Genomic DNA, 15,232 nt, shown 5'->3' on the forward strand with positions numbered 1-15,232 from the left:
GCCGGTGAGGACCGGGCCGAATCGCCCGCCGAGTGCGGCCGAAAAGCTCACGGTCCCCAACTGACCAGCGGTGGAGCGGAGTTCATGGCCGGACGGGCGGGTTCCCCGGTCCGTCCCGCGAGGGCGGCCGACTAACGGTTTCGGGTGATCGATTTGTGCTCGACGTAGCCGGTCAGCCCGACCTTGCCGTACTCGCGGCCCACGCCGCTCGCCTTGTAGCCGCCGAACGGGCCGTCGAAGCTCATCGGCGAGCCGTTCAGGGTGACCGTGCCGGTCCGCAGCCGGCGGGCGACGGCCAGGGCCCGCTCCGGGTCCGCCGACCAGACGCCGCCGGACAGGCCGTACTCGGAGTCGTTGGCGATGCGGACGGCGTCGTCCTCGTCGTCGTAGGCGATCACGGCCAGGACCGGGCCGAAGATCTCCTCCTGGGCGATGCGCATGGAGTTGTCGACGTCGGCGAACACCGTCGGGGTGACGTAGTGGCCCTTCTCCAGGCCCTCGGGGACCCCCGGACCACCGGTGACCAGGCGGGCGCCCTCCTCGATGCCGGCGTTGATGTAGTCGATGACGCGCTGCTGCTGGTCGCGGCGGATCATCGGGCCGATGAACGTGTCGGGGGCGGACGGGTCGCCGACCTTCAGCGACTCCACCATCTCCTTCACCGCGGCGACGACCTCCTCGTAGCGGCTGCGCGGGGCCAGGATGCGGGTCTGCAGGATGCAGGCCTCGCCGTTGTTGGCCATCGCGCCGAAACGCAGGCCCTGCACCGCGGCCGTCAGGTCGGCGTCCTCCAGGACGAGCGCGGCCGACTTGCCGCCCAGTTCCAGGCCGATCCGCTTGAGGTGCTCACCGGCGATCGAGGCGATACGCCGGCCGGCCCGCGTCGAGCCGGTGAAGGAGATCTTGTCCACGCCGGGGTGCGAGACGAGGTGCTCGCTGGTCGCGCGGTCCGCGGGCAGGACACTGAGCACGCCCTCGGGAAGCCCCGCCTCGTGCCACAGGTCCGCCAGCAGCATCATGCTCAGCGAGTTCTCCGGGGAGACCTTGAGCACGACGGTGTTGCCGGCCAGCAGGGCCGGCACCAGCTTGGCGGTGGCGGCGGAGAACGGCGAGTTCCACGGGATGACGGCGGCGACGACACCGATCGCCTCCCGCCGCACGATGGTGTCGAAGGCCACCGACGGATCGGACGGCTCGACGACCTCCTCCCAGCCGAACTCCTCGGCCGCCTTGAGACAGGCCTCCACCTGGCGGGTCAGGAACGGCTGGCCGGCCCGGGTGAACCAGCCCGCCGAGCCGTTCTCGGCGGAGATCGCCGCGGCGACCTCGTCGGCACGCGCCGCGCGCAGGGCGTCGTACCGCCGGACGATCTCCTGCCGTTCCCCGGGCGTGGTGTGCGGCCAGGGGCCGTGGTCGAAGGCCCGCCGGGCCGCGGCGACGGCCGCGTCGACATCGGCGGGCGCGGCCTGCGCCACGCTGCCCAGCAGGGACTGGTCGTGCGGGGAGAGGATGTCGAGCAGCAGGTCCGGGTCGCTGGGGACGACCCAGGAGCCGCCGATGTAGAGCTTGTCGCGGACGGTCATGTCTGTGTGTTCCTTCGTACGGGGCCTGCGGGGAAAGGTTCCTGGCAGGGGGCGGCCAGGGGTGAGCGGGCTGCCGGAAGCGTCCTGGGTGTGCCGTCAGCCGGTGGGGTGGTCCGTGGAGCGGCTGACCTCGGCCCAGCGGTGCGCCTCGGCGAGGCGGACCTCCTCCGAGGCGATGGCGATGCCCAGGGCGTCGCCGCCGAGCAGCAGCCGGCGCGGGGGTTCCTCGGCGTCGACCGCGGCGATGATGGCGCGGGCCATGCGGTCCGGGTCGCCGGGCTCGTTGCCGGCGTACTCGGCGAACCTGGCCAGCCACGCGCCCACCGTCGGCTCGTAGTCGGGGGTGACCGGACCGGACGGCTCGGCCGCCCCGGCGGCCCAGCCGGTGCGGATGCCGCCCGGCTCGACGATGGTGACCTTGACGCCGAACGGTGCCACCTCGTTGGCGAGGACCTCGGAGAAGCCCTCCACGGCGAACTTGGCCGTCTGGTAGGCGCTGAGGCCGGGCGTTCCACCGACGCGTCCGCCGATGGAGGAGATCTGCACCACGTGCCCGGACCGCCGGCGACGCATCACCGGCAGCACCGCCCGGGTCACGTGGACCACGCCGTAGAGGTTGGCCTCGACCTGCGCGCGGAACTCGTCCTCGGGGAAGTCCTCGATCGAGCCGGTGGTGGCGTAACCGGCGTTGTTGACCAGTACGTCGACCGCGCCGAACCGCTCCACCGCCAGCGCCACCACGTCCCGGGACTGCGACGGGGAGGTGACGTCCAGCGCCACCGCCTCCAGGCGCTCCGGGTACTCGGCCCGCAGGTGAGCCAGTGCCTCCGGCGTCCGTGAGGTCACCACGACCTGGTCGCCGGCCTCCAGCGCCGCCACCGCCAGGGCCTTGCCCAGCCCCTGGGAACCACCGGTGATCAGCCACGTCCGTGACATTGCGCGTTCCTCTCGTTCCATCGACATGTCGATTCGGCGGATGGCCGCCTCATGCGCCGCCTTCTCTCGGCAGCCACTCCAACGTAGAGGGTTTTCCAGAAAACGCAACATTGATGTTGCAGTATCAAGGGGTGTTGCATCTCACGACGCACTTTTACTGGGTCAAGTGATGCCGAAGGGTAGAATCGCCGGATCATGAGAGCTGACGCCGCCCGCAACCTGACCGCCGTCCTCCAGGCCGGGGCCCGCCTCCTGGCCGAGGACCCGGGCACCTCGATGGCGGCCATCGCCGCGGCCGCGGGAGTGGACCGCACGACCGTCCACCGCCGCTTCGCGAACCGTGAGGCCCTGCTCGGCGCCGTCTTCCAGGCCAAGCTCGACTCCGCAGAACGCGTCCTGGACGAAGCCCGCCTGACCGAGGCACCCGTCCAGGTCGCGCTCCACCGCTACGTCGAGGGGATCGTCCCCGTCAGCCGCGAATGGCCCGTCGACACCCGGCGCATGATGCAGAAGGACCCCGGGTCGCGCGTCCGCCGCGAGGAGCAGAGCGCACGGCTCGACGCCTTCGTCCGGCGCGCCGTCGACGAGGGGTTCCTGCGGGCGGACACCGACGCGGCGTGGGCGCGGGCGGTCCTCGACGGACTGGTCGACGCCGTCGCCCACCGCTTCCCCGCCGTGGACCCCCCGCAGGCCGCCGATCTCGTCGCCGCGACCCTCCTGAACGGCCTCGGCGCGGCCTGACGCCGCGCGGGCCGGGCGGGGCCGGCCGGCCCGGGGTCAGCTCATCCGCAGGGCGAGGAAGAAGTCGACCTTGTCCTCCAGCCGGGACAGGTCACGACCCGTCAACTGCTCGATGCGACCGATGCGGTAGCGCAGGGTGTTGACGTGCAGGTGGAGCCGGTTCGCGCAGCGCGTCCAGGAGCCGTCGCACTCGAGGAACGCCCCCAGGGTGGGAATCAGCTCCGCGCGGTGCCGCTGGTCGTAGGCCCGCAGCGGGTCCAGCAGTCGGGCGGTGAAGGCGCGGCGGACGTCGTCGGGGACGAACGGCAGCAGCAGGACGTGGGAGGCGAGTTCCTCGTGGCCCGCGGCGCACACGCGGCCGGGGCGGGCGGCGGCGACCCGACGGGCGTGACGGGCCTCCTCCAGGGCACCGCGCAGCCCGTCGGCGGAGTGGACGGCGGCGCTCACGCCTATGGTGAGGCGGCCGTCGCCGTCGAGGCCGCGGGTGAGGGGGGCGCGGAGCATGCCGAGCAGCCGCTGCGCGGAGAGTTCGGGCGCGGGGCCCTCGGTGTCGACGGAGGAGAGCGGGACGAGGGCCAGCGCCTCGTCGCCCGCGTGGGCCACGGCGATGCGGTCCGCGGGGTCCGAGCCGACCGCGGTGGGATCGACGAGGGCCTCCTCCAGCAGCGCCTGGGCCACCGGCCCGGACGGCACCCCGCCGCCCGTCCAGTCGACCCGCGCGACGACGACCTGCCAGTGGGGTGCCGCGCCGAGCCCCGGCGCCAGTACGGGCGCGGCGACCCGCAGCCGCGCGGCGATCTCGGCCGGGGGCGCGCCGGCCTGGACCAGGTCCATCACCTCCGCGGCGAGCCGCCGCCGCACGGTCCGGGAGGCGTCGCGGCGCTCGCGTTCGACGGAGATGAGCTGGGTGACGCCCTGCAGCAGGTCGAGCCGCTCGGCGGGCCATTCGCCGGCGTCGGCGTCGACGGCCAGGAACCAGTCGGAGAGCAGGGTGGCCCGGACGTCGGCCGCCGGGTCGCCGCTGCGGATCGGGAAGAGGGAGTAGGGGCGGCCCGCCGCGTACGCGCGGTGCGGCGCGGGCCGCCCCGTCCGGGACGCGGCGAGGTGCTCGCCGGCCAGCTCGGCGCGTACCGGCGCGGGCAGCGGGTGATCGGACCCGGCGATGCGGCGCCCGGTCGTGGACAGCACCCACGCGCGCAGGTCCAGGTCGCTGCCGAGCAGGTCGAGGACGGCGTCCGGGCCCCCGCCCGCCGGCCCCGAGGCCATCAGCCGGCGGTGCCGCTCGACGACGGCGGCCAGGTCGCCCGCGCGCCCGGTGGAGACCTGCCGTACGACGTGCTCGGTGATGGAGGCGAACGACACGTCCTCGTCCACCGCGAACAGCGGCAGCCGGTGCCGGGCGCAGGCCAGCACCAGGTCGTCCGGTACGGAGCCGAGTTCGGCCTCACCGGCCGCGAGCCCCGCGACCCCGGCCGCGGTGAGGATGCGGACGAAGCGTTCCGAGTCGGCGGGCTCGCGGCGCCAGGCCAGACCGGTCAGCACGAGCTCGCCGCCGGTGAGGTAGCGGCTGGGGTCCTTGAGGTCGGTGGTCATCACCCCGCGGACGGTGCGGTCGAGCTCCTCCTCGCCGCCGAGCAGCCGCAGGCCGAGGGCATCGGTGTCCAGCAGTGCGCGCAGCCGCATCGTCGTCGCCTTGTCTCGTCCGCCTCCGGGTCCGGGGCGGTACCAGGGTGGCGCCCGGTGCATTGCGTCGGTGTTGCCACCACGATGCCGACAGGTATCCGGTCCGCGATTTTCGGAGGAATCTACAAGACAAGCCTACCGACCAGCCAAGTGCTTCATGTGTTCGGTGACTGCACCCGGACGGGTGTCTGGAAGTGTACTGAGTCACATCGCGTGAACAGGACATGAACGAGCCATCCCGATTCCCGACGAGAAGAGAGCACCGCATGGACTTCCTGCGTCCCGCGACCTGGGAGGAGGCGCTCGCCGCGAAGGCGGAGCATCCCTCGGCCGTGCCCATCGCGGGTGGTACCGACGTGATGGTCGAGATCAACTTCGACCACCGGCGCCCCGACGTCCTGCTCGACCTGAACCGCGTGTCCGAGCTCCTGGAGTGGGAGGTGGGGGAGAGCACCGTGCGGCTGGGCGCCTCCGTCCCGTACACCCGCATCATGGAGCACCTGCGGCCGCAGCTGCCGGGCCTGGCCCTGGCCGCCCACACCGTCGGCTCCCCGCAGATCCGCAACCGCGGGAGCGTCGGGGGCAACCTCGGCGCCGCCTCCCCGGCCGGCGACTCGCACCCGGCGCTGCTGGCCGCCGGCGCCGAGGTCGAGGCCGTCTCGGTGCGCGGCACCCGGATGATCCCGGTCGAGGAGTTCTACACCGGCGTGAAGCGCAACGCGCTCGCCCCGGACGAGCTGATCCGCGCCGTCCACATCGACAGCGCCGACGGGCCCCAGCAGTTCTCCAAGGTCGGCACCCGCAACGCGATGGTCATCGCGGTCTGCGCCTTCGGCCTCGCCCTGCACCCCACCACCCGCACGGTGCGCACCGGCATCGGATCGGCGGCGCCCACCCCGATCCGCGCCGGCACCGCCGAGGAGTTCTTGAACGCGGCGCTGGAGGAGGGCGGGTTCTGGGACAACGGCCGGATCGTGCCCCCGGCCGTGGCCGGTCAGTTCGCCGAGCTGGTCGCCGCCTGCGCCAGCCCCATCGACGACGTACGCGGCACCGCCGCCTACCGGCGCCACGCGCTGACCGTCATGGCCCGCCGCACCCTCGGCTGGACGTGGGACGAGTACCGTGGCCGTGCCCGCGGAGGGAAGGAGGGCCCCCGATGCGCGTGACCTTCACCGTCAACGGCCGCCGGCAGGAGGCCGACGACGTCTGGGAGGGCGAGAGCCTGCTCTACGTCCTGCGCGAGCGGATGGGCCTGCCCGGCTCCAAGAACGCCTGCGAGCAGGGCGAGTGCGGCTCGTGCACGGTCCGCCTGGACGGTGTCCCCGTGTGCGCCTGCCTCGTCGCCGCCGGACAGGCGCAGGACCGGGACGTCGTCACCGTCGAAGGCCTGGCGCAGTACGCCAAGGAGCGCGAGTCGGGCGCCCCCGGCGGCGGCACCGGTCTGGACACCGCCCAACAGTGGCAGGCCCGCCCCGGCGACCCGGACACCGTGCTGTCGCCCGTCCAGCAGGCGTTCCTCGACGCCGGAGCCGTGCAGTGCGGTTTCTGCACCCCGGGCCTGCTGGTCGCCGCCGACGAACTGCTGGAGCACAACGCCCGGCCCACCGACGCCGACATCCGTGAGGCCCTGTCCGGCAACCTGTGCCGTTGCACCGGCTACGAGAAGATCCTCGACGCGGTCCGCCTCGCGGCCGCCCGTACCGGGGCGGAGGGCTGACCGCGATGGGCGTGACCCGTACCCCGAGGCCCACCACCCAGGGCAGCACGACCAAGGGCGGCATCGGCGAGTCCACGCTGCGCCCCGACGGACTGCTCAAGACCACCGGCGAGTTCGCCTACGCCTCGGACCTGTGGCACGAGGACATGCTGTGGGGGCACACGCTCCGCAGCCCGCACGCGCACGCCGAGATCGTCGCCATGGACATCTCCGCGGCCCTCGCGCAGCCCGGCGTGTACGCGGTCCTCACCCACGAGGACCTGCCGACCGAGGTGCGGCACTACGGGCTGGAGATCCGGGACACCCCCGTCCTGGCCCACGGCCGGGTCCGCCACCACGGCGAGCCGGTGGCCCTGGTGGCCGCCGACCACCCGGAGACCGCGCGCCGCGCCGCCGCGAAGATCCGCGTCGAGTACCGGCAGTTGCCCGTCGTGGTGGACGAGGCCACGGCGACCGCACCGGACGCGCCCCTCCTGCACGAGGGCCGCACCGACCACCACGTCGGGCACGTCCCGCACCCCAACATCGTGCACCGGCAGCCGATCGTCCGCGGGAACGCCGAGGAGGCGGCCCGGCGCGCCGACGTCGTCGTCACCGGCGACTACGAGGTCGGCATGCAGGACCAGGCCTTCCTCGGCCCCGAGTCGGGACTCGCCGTCCCGGCCGAGGACGGCGGCGTGGACCTGTACATCGCCACCCAGTGGCTGCACGCCGACCTCCGCCAGATCGCCCCCGTCCTCGGGCTGCCGGAGGACAAGGTGCGCATGACGCTCTCCGGGGTGGGCGGTGCCTTCGGCGGGCGCGAGGACCTGTCGATGCAGATCCACGCCTGTCTGCTGGCGCTGCGCACCGGCAAGCCCGTGAAGATGGTCTACAACCGCTTCGAGTCCTTCTTCGGCCACGTCCACCGGCACCCGGCGAAGCTCCACTACGAGCACGGCGCCACCCGCGACGGCCGGATCACCCACATGAAGTGCCGGATCGTGCTCGACGGCGGCGCCTACGCCTCCTCCTCCCCGGCCGTCGTCGGCAACGCCGCGTCGCTGGGCGCCGGTCCGTACGTGATCGAAAACGTCGACATCGAGGCGATCGCGCTCTACACCAACAACCCCCCCTGCGGCGCCATGCGCGGCTTCGGCGCCGTCCAGGCGTGCTTCGCCTACGAGGCGCAGATGGACAAGCTGGCCGCCGCGCTCGACATGGACCCGGTCGAGTTCCGGCAGCTCAACGCGATGTCGCAGGGCGCGGTCATGCCCACCGGCCAGGTCGTGGACTCCCCGGCGCCGGTCGCCGAACTCCTGCGCCGCGTCAAGGCGATGCCGATGCCGCCGGAGGCGCAGTGGGAGAGCACGGGCGGCGCGGTCGACGTGCGCGCCCTGCCGGGCGGGCTGTCCAACACCACGCACGGCGAGGGCGTCGTGCGCGGCGTCGGCTACGCGGTCGGCATCAAGAACGTCGGGTTCTCCGAGGGCTTCGACGACTACTCCACCGCCCGGGTCCGCCTGGAGGTCATCGGCGGCGAGGCCGTCGCGACCGTGCACACCGCGATGGCCGAGGTCGGCCAGGGCGGGATCACCGTGCACGCCCAGATCGCCCGCACCGAGCTCGGCGTCACCCAGGTCACCATCGACCCGGCCGACACCCGGGTCGGCTCCGCCGGTTCGACCTCCGCCTCCCGGCAGACCTACGTCACCGGCGGCGCGATCCGGCACGCCTGCGAGGCCGTGCGCGAACGCGTCCTGGAGCGGGGCCGCGCCGCGTTCGGCACGTACCATCCGGCTTGGGACAACGCCGAACTGCTGCTGGAGAGCGGCAAGGTGGTCACCGACGGAGGCGAGGTGCTGGCCTCGCTGGCCGAGGTCCTCGGCGACGAGGCCGTCGACATCGAGCTGGAGTGGCGGCACCGTCCGACCGAGCCGTTCGACCCGCGCACCGGGCAGGGCTCCGGCCACGTCCAGTACTCCTTCGCCGCGCACCGCGCGGTCGTCGAGGTCGACACCGAACTGGGGCTGGTGAAGGTCGTCGAACTGGCCTGCGCCCAGGACGTCGGCAAGGCGCTCAACCCGCTGTCGGTCGTCGGCCAGATCCAGGGCGGCACGACCCAGGGCCTCGGCCTGGCCGTCATGGAGGAGATCATCGTCTCCGACGGGGCCAAGGTGCGGAACCCGTCCTTCACGGACTACCTGATCCCCACCATCCTCGACACGCCGCCCATCCCCGTCGACGTGCTCGAACTCGCCGACCACCACGCCCCGTACGGGCTGCGCGGCGCCGGCGAGGCGCCCACCCTGTCCTCCACCCCGGCGGTCGTCGCCGCCATCCGCGCGGCGACCGGACTGCCCCTCGCACGCGTACCGGTACGGCCCGAGCACCTCACCGGTACGTGATCCAGGGTCAAGGAGCCCCCGCCATGATGGACATCGCCGCCGAGCTGCACCACTGGGCCGGTCAGGGCAGGCCGTTCGCCGTCGCGACCGTCGTCGCGGTCGGCGGGAGCGCCCCGCGGCAGCCCGGCGCGGCCCTGGCCGTCGACACCGGGGGCACCGCCGTCGGCAGTGTGTCCGGCGGCTGCGTCGAAGGGGCCGTCTACGAGTTGTGCCAGGAGGTGCTGGAGTCCGGCGAGCCGGTGCTCCAGCGCTTCGGCTACGCCGACGACGACGCCTTCGCCGTCGGCCTGACCTGTGGCGGCGTCATCGACGTCCTCGTCCAGCGGATCGACCCGGGCGCCGAGCCGCACTACGCCGCGGCGCTCGCGGCCGCCGTCGCGGGCGACACCGCCGCGGTGGCCAGGGTCGTGCGGGGCCCGGCCGCGCTGCTGGGCAGGGGGCTGCTCGTGCGCCCCGGCGGAGCGTACGAGGGCACCCTCGGCGACCCGCGCCTGGACCGTACGGCGGCAGCCGAGGCCCACGCGCTGCTGGAGGCAGGACGCACCGCGACCGCGCACATCGGTGCCGACGGCAGCCGCTGCGGCGAACCGGTGACCCTGCTGGTCGAGTCCGCCGTCCCGCCGCCGCGCATGCTGGTGTTCGGCGCCGTGGACTTCGCCGCCGCCCTGGTACGGGTCGGCAGGTTCCTGGGGTACACGGTGACGGTCTGCGACGCCCGCCCGGTCTTCGCGACCGCGCACCGCTTCCCCGACGCCGACGAGGTGGTCGTCGACTGGCCGCACCGCTACCTCGACCGGACCCCGGTCGACGGCCGCACCGTGATCTGCGTGCTCACCCACGACGCCAAGTTCGACGTACCTCTGCTGGAGCGCGCCCTGCGCCTGCCGGTCGGGTACGTCGGCGCCATGGGCTCCCGCCGCACCCATGAGCAGCGCCTGGAGCGGCTGCGCGCGACGGGCCTGAGGGAACGGGAACTCGCCCGGCTGCACAGCCCCATCGGGCTCGACCTCGGCGCCCGCACACCGGAGGAGACCGCGCTGTCCATCGCCGCCGAGATCGTCGCCCACCGGCGCGGCGGCTCCGGCGTGCCCCTCACCGGCGCGCACACCCCCATCCACCGCGACGAGACCGTGCCGGCCGTCCGCGTCACTCCGGCGGCGTGACCGGCGCGAGTGCCTGCTCCGCCCAGATGACCTTGCCCTGGGCGGTGTACCGCGTGCCCCAGCGCTCGGCGAACCGGGCGACGAGGAAGAGACCCCGGCCGCCCTCGTCCGTGGTGGCCGCGTAGCGCAGGTGCGGGGCGGTGCTGCCGGCGTCGGAGACCTCGCAGATGAGGGCCCGGTCCAGGATCAGCCGGACGTGGATGGGCTCCGCCCCGTAGCGGATCGCGTTGGTGATCAGCTCGCTCAGCAGCAGCTCGGTGGTGAACGAGAGCTCCTCCAGGCCCCAGGCCGCCAGTTGCCGCGCCACCGACGCCCTGACACCGGAGACCGCCGCCGGGTCGCCGGGCACGTCCCACTCCGCGACCCGGTTGCCGTCCAGCACCCGGGTGCGGGCGACGAGCAGCGCGATGTCGTCCTCGGGATCAGAGGGCAGCATCGCGTCGAGCACGTCGCGGCAGATCGCCTCGGGGTCCCGGCCCGGGTGGTCGGCCAGCACCCCGCGCAGCTGCTCCAGGCCCTCGTCGACGTCGCGCTCGCGGTCCTCGACGAGGCCGTCGGTGTACAGGACCAGGGTGCTGTCCTCGGGCAGCACCAGCTCCACCGCCGTGAACGGCATCCCGCCGAGGCCCAGCGGCGGCGCCTGGGGCAGTTCGAGGAATTCCACCGCGCCGTCGGGGCGCACGACGGCGGGCAGCAGGTGCCCGGCGCGGGCCAGGGTGCACGCCCCGGAGACCGGGTCGTAGACCGCGTAGAGGCAGGTGGCGCCGGAGACCACGGCGCCGCCGCCGGGCCCGGCACCGGCGTCGGCGTCCGCTTCGGGGAGCGCGTCGGGCTGGTCCATGCGGCCGACCAGTTCGTCCAGGTGGCTCAGCAGCTCGTCCGGCGGCAGGTCCAGGGACGTGAAGTTGTGCACCGCCGTGCGCAGCCGCCCCATCGTGGCCGCCGCGTGCAGGCCGTGGCCCACCACGTCCCCCACCACCAGGGCGACTCGGGCCCCGGGCAGCGGCAGTACGTCGAACCAGTCGCCGCTCACGCCCGCCTGGGCGGGCAGGTAGCGGTAGGCCGCGTCGATCGCGTTCAGCCGGGGGAGTTTCTGCGGCAGCAGACTGCGCTGCAGGGTCTCCGCCATCGTGTGCTCGCGGGTGAACCGGCGGGCGTTGTCGATGCACACCGCCGCGCGTGCCGCCAGCTCCTCGGCCAGCGACAGGTCGTCCTCCTCGAAGGGCAGGGTCTCCTGGGAACGCCAGAAGTTGACCATGCCGAGCAGCACGCCGCGCGCGCTCAGCGGCGCGCAGATCAGGGAGTGGATGCCGAAGGAGATGATCTTGGCGTTGCGCTCCGGGTCCTGCCGCTGCCAGCGCGGGGAGTCCGTGAGACACGGTTCCAGGACCGCGCGGCCGGTGGCCAGCCCGGCGGCCTGCGGACTCGACGGCTCGACCACCACCGGGTGCCCCTCCGGGCCCAGCGGCGGGTCCGGGCGGACCCCGTTCACCGCCACCCGGCGCATCGTCACCGCCGGGCCGGGCCGCAGCGGCTCCGCGCCGTGCAGCACCGGTTCGGCCAGGTCCACGGTGACGTAGTCGGCGAAGCGGGGGACGGCGATCTCCGCGAGCTCCTCCGCGGTGCGGGTGACGTCCAGCGTGGTGCCGATCGCCACGCTCGCGTCGTACAGCAGCCGCAGCCGGGTCCTGGCCGTCTCGGCGCGGCCGGACAGCGCGCGCAGCTCGGTGGCGTCGCGCAGGGTGGCCACCGAGCCGGGCGGGCCGCCGTTGCGGTCGGTGGGCCGGTTGTTCAGCACCAGGAGGCGGTCGCCGGCCGGCAGCACCTCGTCCGTCACGGTCCGGCCCGAGGACAGCAGCTCGTGGGCCCGCTCCTCCAGGCCGAGGTCGCCGACGGCCCGGCCCTCGGAGTCCGCGGGCAGCCGGAGCAGCCGTCGCGCCTCGTCGTTGGCGAGCTGCAGCCGGCCTTCCCCGTCGAAGATGAGGACGCCCTCGCGGACCGCGTGCAGCACCGCGTCGTGGTGCTCGTACATGCGGGTCATCTCCAGCGGCCCGAGGCCGCCGGTCTGGCGCAGCAGCCGTCTGCTGATCAGCCAGGTGCCGCCCATGGCGAGCGCCATCGCCACGGCCGCGCTTCCCAGCAGGATGGGCAGCATCTGGTTGACCACGCCGCTGACCTTGGCGATCGTGATGCCCGCGGACACGACGCCGACGACCTCGCCCTGCGCGTCGAACACCGGCACGTTGGCCTGGACGAGCGGCCCGAGAGTGCCGGTGATGGTCTCGGTCACCACCTCGCCGTGCAGCGCGGGGCCGATGTCGCCGACGAACTTCTCGCCGATGCGGTTCGGTACGGGGTGGGTGTAGCGGGTTCCCTCGGTGTCGGTGACGACGATGAAGTCCACACCGGAGCGTTTGCGGGCCTCCTCCGCGCGCGGCTGGAGGATCGCCGACGGGTCGGGCGACGCCAGTGCCTGGGCGACCCCCGGGGCGCTGGCGAAGGCGGTGGCCACGGCCACCGAGCGGTGGCCCACCTCCTGACGGCTGTCGTGCTGCGCCTGGACGAGCAGTTCGACCACCGCGGCGGCGACCAGCAGGAGTACGACCACGACCTGCAGCAGGAACACCTGACCGGCGACACTGCGTCCGGCCAGCAGAACGCGCGGGCCCCGGGCCGGCGGTTTTCGCGAGGCCTGCTGGTCGATGGGGCCCGCCATAGGGCTATGTCTACACGCACGGAACCAATGAGGCGACTGGTACGCCGGAGTACGTTCCACGGCTGTCCGGCCGCCTGTGCGCGGGGCCCGCCGGACCGCCGCCGGACGGTGCCGCGGGGCACCGTCCGGCGGAGTGAGCCGGGGGCTCAGCCGCGCAGCGGCGCCAGGGCGGAGCTCCAGGCGACGACCTCGTCGATGAGGGTCGACAGGCTGGCGGCCTGGTGCTCACCGGGGGCGAACTCCGAGAAGTTCACGAAGTCGGTGAAGAGCGACAGCGCGACCTGGGTGCGCACGTCGGCCATCTTCAGCTCGCCGGCGATCAGGCGCAGGTGCTCGGCGGCGCGGGCGCCGCCCACGGAGCCGTAGGACACGATGCCGACGGCCTTGTTGTTCCACTCGGCGTGCAGGTAGTCGATCGCGTTCTTGAGCACGCCCGAGGTGGAGTGGTTGTACTCCGGGGTGACGAAGATGAAGCCGTCGAAGCTCGCGATCTTCTCGGCCCACTCCTTGGTGTGGGCGTTCTGGTACTGGCCCATGGCCGGCGGAAGGGGCTCGTCGAGGTGGGGGAGCGGGTAGTCCGCGAGGTCCACCAGCTCGAAGGTGGCGCCGCTGCCGTGGCCCGCCGACTGCTCGACGACCCAACGGGCCACCTTCTCGCCGTTCCGTCCGGGACGGGTGCTGCCGAGGATGATGCCGATCCTGGTCATGTCGGGAATCCCTGATCTGTACATGGGGAATTTGGAATTGAAGCTTCAAGTGAAGCCACTCCCGCACCCTAACAGACGAACTTGAAGCTTCAAGCCCGTCGTCGGCTAGCCTGTTCCCCGTGACGGAGAACCCGAATGGGCCGCGGAGCCAGGAGGCGGTGGAACCGCGCTGGCTGCGCGGCGGCGAGCTGGCGGCGTGGATGTCGATGTCCCGGGTCCTGACCCTGCTGCTGCCGGCGCTGGAGCGGGAACTGGAGCGTGACGCCGACCTGAACTGGATGGAGTACCACGTCCTGGCGATGCTCTCCGAGCAGGAGCACCACACGGTGCGGATGAGCGTGCTCGCCGAGCGGGCGAGCTCGTCCCTGTCGCGGCTGTCGCATGTGGTCAAGCGCCTGGAGAAGCAGGGCTTCATCCGCCGCGAGACCGACCCGGACGACGGCCGGTACACCATCGCGATCCTCACGCCCGCGGGCTACGGGAAGCTGGTCGCCGCCGCGCCCGCGCACGTCGAGGCGGTGCGCGCACTCGTCCTCGACGCGCTGGAGCCCGGTGGGATCGAGCCCCTCAAGCCCGCCTTCGACCGCATCTTCGCGGCCCTCGACACGGCCGAGCGCCGGCGCTGACGTCACCGGAGGTGGAGAGGGGCGCCGCGGATGGCTCGTGGCCTACCCGCGGCGCCCCCGGCGCTCCCTGACGGATGGTCAGGAGTTCATTTGGGCGGTCACCAGGGACGAGAAGGTCGTCAGCCGGGTGTAGACGCCCGGGAAGCCGGCCCTGGCGCAGCCTTCGCCCCAGGAGGTGATGCCGGCGAGGACGCCGCCGATGAGCAGCGGGCCGCCGCTGTCGCCCTGGCAGGTGTCGACGCCGCCGGCGGAGTAGCCGGCGCACACCATGTCGGAGGCGAGGTAGCCGGAGCCGTACGCGCCGCGGCAGCCGGAGTCGGAGACCGTCGGCACGGTCGCGGTGCGCAGTTGGTTCGAACTCGCGCCGTTCTCCCGGGTGCTGCCCCAGCCCAGGACGCGGGCGGTGGCGCCGGCCGCGTACACGCCGGTGTCGGAGGGGGACACATAGGCGGCCGCGGTGTAGGGCATCGCCGTCGACAGCGTCAGGACGGCCACGTCGTCGCCATCGGCGGCGTCGGTGTAGCCGGGATGGACCCAGATCCCGCTGACTCGGGCGACCGTGCCGTTCGTGCCGTTGAGGTTGGTGCGGCCGCCGACCACGCGCACCCTGCTCGGGGTCTCGCCGGCCATGCAGTGGGCGGCGGTGACGACCTTGCGGGGCGCGACCAGCGTGCCGCCGCAGAACTGGTTCTGCGAGGCGTCGGTGATCTGCATCATGAAGGGGTACGCCGCGGTCGTCGTGGTGGTACCGCCGACGACATCGGCATGGACGTCCGCCTGAGCGGCGGGAGCGGCGAACAGCAGGCCTGCCGCGGTCGCCGCGGTCGCCGTGACCGCGGCGGCGGCCTTCCTCGCACGGGTGAGCCGGGACATGAAGCTCCTCAGGTTGCCGGTGGGGGGACGCGCGGCTGCCGGTGGGGCGGCAGGGGAACCCGCGCGAACGGCACGGCCTGAGCCGACGTCGTCGTCGACG

The 15,232-nt window shown here is 73.3% G+C and carries 12 protein-coding genes; 6 read left to right on the forward strand and 6 right to left on the reverse strand.

The annotated features are described in order from the left end of the window. Positions 1-131: 131 nt before the first annotated feature. Positions 132-1,583, reverse strand: a complete 1,452-nt coding sequence (locus ACFYXS_RS11600; protein ID WP_389246491.1) for an aldehyde dehydrogenase — start codon at positions 1,581-1,583, stop codon at positions 132-134. Between the two features lie 96 nt (positions 1,584-1,679). Continuing rightward, on the reverse strand, positions 1,680-2,519 hold the full coding sequence (locus tag ACFYXS_RS11605; protein WP_389246493.1) for an oxidoreductase: 840 nt from the start codon (positions 2,517-2,519) through the stop codon (positions 1,680-1,682). Between the two features lie 195 nt (positions 2,520-2,714). Between ACFYXS_RS11605 and ACFYXS_RS11610 the strand changes: the two genes are divergently transcribed. Then, on the forward strand, positions 2,715-3,260 hold the full coding sequence (locus ACFYXS_RS11610) for a TetR/AcrR family transcriptional regulator (RefSeq protein ID WP_389246495.1): 546 nt from the start codon (positions 2,715-2,717) through the stop codon (positions 3,258-3,260). A 36-nt stretch (positions 3,261-3,296) separates the two neighbouring features. On the opposite strand, the gene ACFYXS_RS11615 is transcribed toward ACFYXS_RS11610, so the two are convergent. Next, positions 3,297-4,943, reverse strand: a complete 1,647-nt coding sequence (locus ACFYXS_RS11615) for a PucR family transcriptional regulator (protein WP_389246497.1) — start codon at positions 4,941-4,943, stop codon at positions 3,297-3,299. Positions 4,944-5,209: 266 nt separating this feature from the next. On the opposite strand from ACFYXS_RS11615, the gene ACFYXS_RS11620 reads away from it, so the two are divergent. The 4 genes from ACFYXS_RS11620 to ACFYXS_RS11635 are packed head-to-tail and all read left to right on the forward strand — an operon-like array spanning position 5,210 to position 10,210. After that, positions 5,210-6,109: an FAD binding domain-containing protein gene (locus ACFYXS_RS11620; protein WP_389246499.1), complete on the forward strand. Its 900-nt coding sequence runs from the start codon at positions 5,210-5,212 to the stop codon at positions 6,107-6,109. Beyond that, entirely contained in the window at positions 6,100-6,660 is a 561-nt protein-coding gene (locus tag ACFYXS_RS11625; RefSeq protein ID WP_389246502.1) for a (2Fe-2S)-binding protein, read from the forward strand. Before ACFYXS_RS11620 ends, ACFYXS_RS11625 begins: the two co-directional genes overlap by 10 nt. 5 nt (positions 6,661-6,665) lie before the next feature. Further along, on the forward strand, positions 6,666-9,047 hold the full coding sequence (gene pucD / locus ACFYXS_RS11630) for a xanthine dehydrogenase subunit D (RefSeq protein WP_389246504.1): 2,382 nt from the start codon (positions 6,666-6,668) through the stop codon (positions 9,045-9,047). Positions 9,048-9,070: 23 nt separating this feature from the next. Continuing rightward, entirely contained in the window at positions 9,071-10,210 is a 1,140-nt protein-coding gene (locus ACFYXS_RS11635) for an XdhC family protein (RefSeq protein ID WP_389246506.1), read from the forward strand. Here the strand turns inward: ACFYXS_RS11635 and ACFYXS_RS11640 are convergent. After that, positions 10,194-12,926, reverse strand: coding sequence for a SpoIIE family protein phosphatase (locus ACFYXS_RS11640; protein ID WP_389246508.1), 2,733 nt, complete (start codon positions 12,924-12,926; stop codon positions 10,194-10,196). The two genes, ACFYXS_RS11635 and ACFYXS_RS11640, sit on opposite strands and share 17 nt — an antisense overlap. Positions 12,927-13,072: 146 nt before the next feature. Next, positions 13,073-13,633 carry an NADPH-dependent FMN reductase gene (locus tag ACFYXS_RS11645; RefSeq protein ID WP_389246510.1) on the reverse strand — a complete coding sequence of 187 codons (561 nt, stop codon included), beginning with the start codon at positions 13,631-13,633 and terminating at the stop codon, positions 13,073-13,075. Between the two features lie 119 nt (positions 13,634-13,752). On the opposite strand from ACFYXS_RS11645, the gene ACFYXS_RS11650 reads away from it, so the two are divergent. After that, positions 13,753-14,259: a MarR family winged helix-turn-helix transcriptional regulator gene (locus ACFYXS_RS11650; RefSeq protein ID WP_389246512.1), complete on the forward strand. Its 507-nt coding sequence runs from the start codon at positions 13,753-13,755 to the stop codon at positions 14,257-14,259. A gap of 78 nt (positions 14,260-14,337) precedes the next feature. On the opposite strand, the gene ACFYXS_RS11655 is transcribed toward ACFYXS_RS11650, so the two are convergent. After that, entirely contained in the window at positions 14,338-15,132 is a 795-nt protein-coding gene (locus tag ACFYXS_RS11655; RefSeq protein ID WP_389246514.1) for a S1 family peptidase, read from the reverse strand. Between the last annotated feature and the right edge of the window lie 100 nt (positions 15,133-15,232).

The organism is Streptomyces sp. NPDC002574 (assembly GCF_042889545.1).
Classification (GTDB): Bacteria; Actinomycetota; Actinomycetes; order Streptomycetales; family Streptomycetaceae; genus Actinacidiphila.

Coding starts and splice junctions, on each gene's coding strand:
- ACFYXS_RS11600 (WP_389246491.1), bottom strand. CDS start 1,583: ATGACCGTCCGCGACAAGCTCTACATCGGCGGCTCCTGGGTCGTCCCC.
- ACFYXS_RS11605 (WP_389246493.1), bottom strand. CDS start 2,519: ATGTCACGGACGTGGCTGATCACCGGTGGTTCCCAGGGGCTGGGCAAG.
- ACFYXS_RS11610 (WP_389246495.1), top strand. CDS start 2,715: ATGAGAGCTGACGCCGCCCGCAACCTGACCGCCGTCCTCCAGGCCGGG.
- ACFYXS_RS11615 (WP_389246497.1), bottom strand. CDS start 4,943: ATGCGGCTGCGCGCACTGCTGGACACCGATGCCCTCGGCCTGCGGCTG.
- ACFYXS_RS11620 (WP_389246499.1), top strand. CDS start 5,210: ATGGACTTCCTGCGTCCCGCGACCTGGGAGGAGGCGCTCGCCGCGAAG.
- ACFYXS_RS11625 (WP_389246502.1), top strand. CDS start 6,100: ATGCGCGTGACCTTCACCGTCAACGGCCGCCGGCAGGAGGCCGACGAC.
- pucD (WP_389246504.1), top strand. CDS start 6,666: ATGGGCGTGACCCGTACCCCGAGGCCCACCACCCAGGGCAGCACGACC.
- ACFYXS_RS11635 (WP_389246506.1), top strand. CDS start 9,071: ATGATGGACATCGCCGCCGAGCTGCACCACTGGGCCGGTCAGGGCAGG.
- ACFYXS_RS11640 (WP_389246508.1), bottom strand. CDS start 12,926: ATGGCGGGCCCCATCGACCAGCAGGCCTCGCGAAAACCGCCGGCCCGG.
- ACFYXS_RS11645 (WP_389246510.1), bottom strand. CDS start 13,633: ATGACCAGGATCGGCATCATCCTCGGCAGCACCCGTCCCGGACGGAAC.
- ACFYXS_RS11655 (WP_389246514.1), bottom strand. CDS start 15,132: ATGTCCCGGCTCACCCGTGCGAGGAAGGCCGCCGCCGCGGTCACGGCG.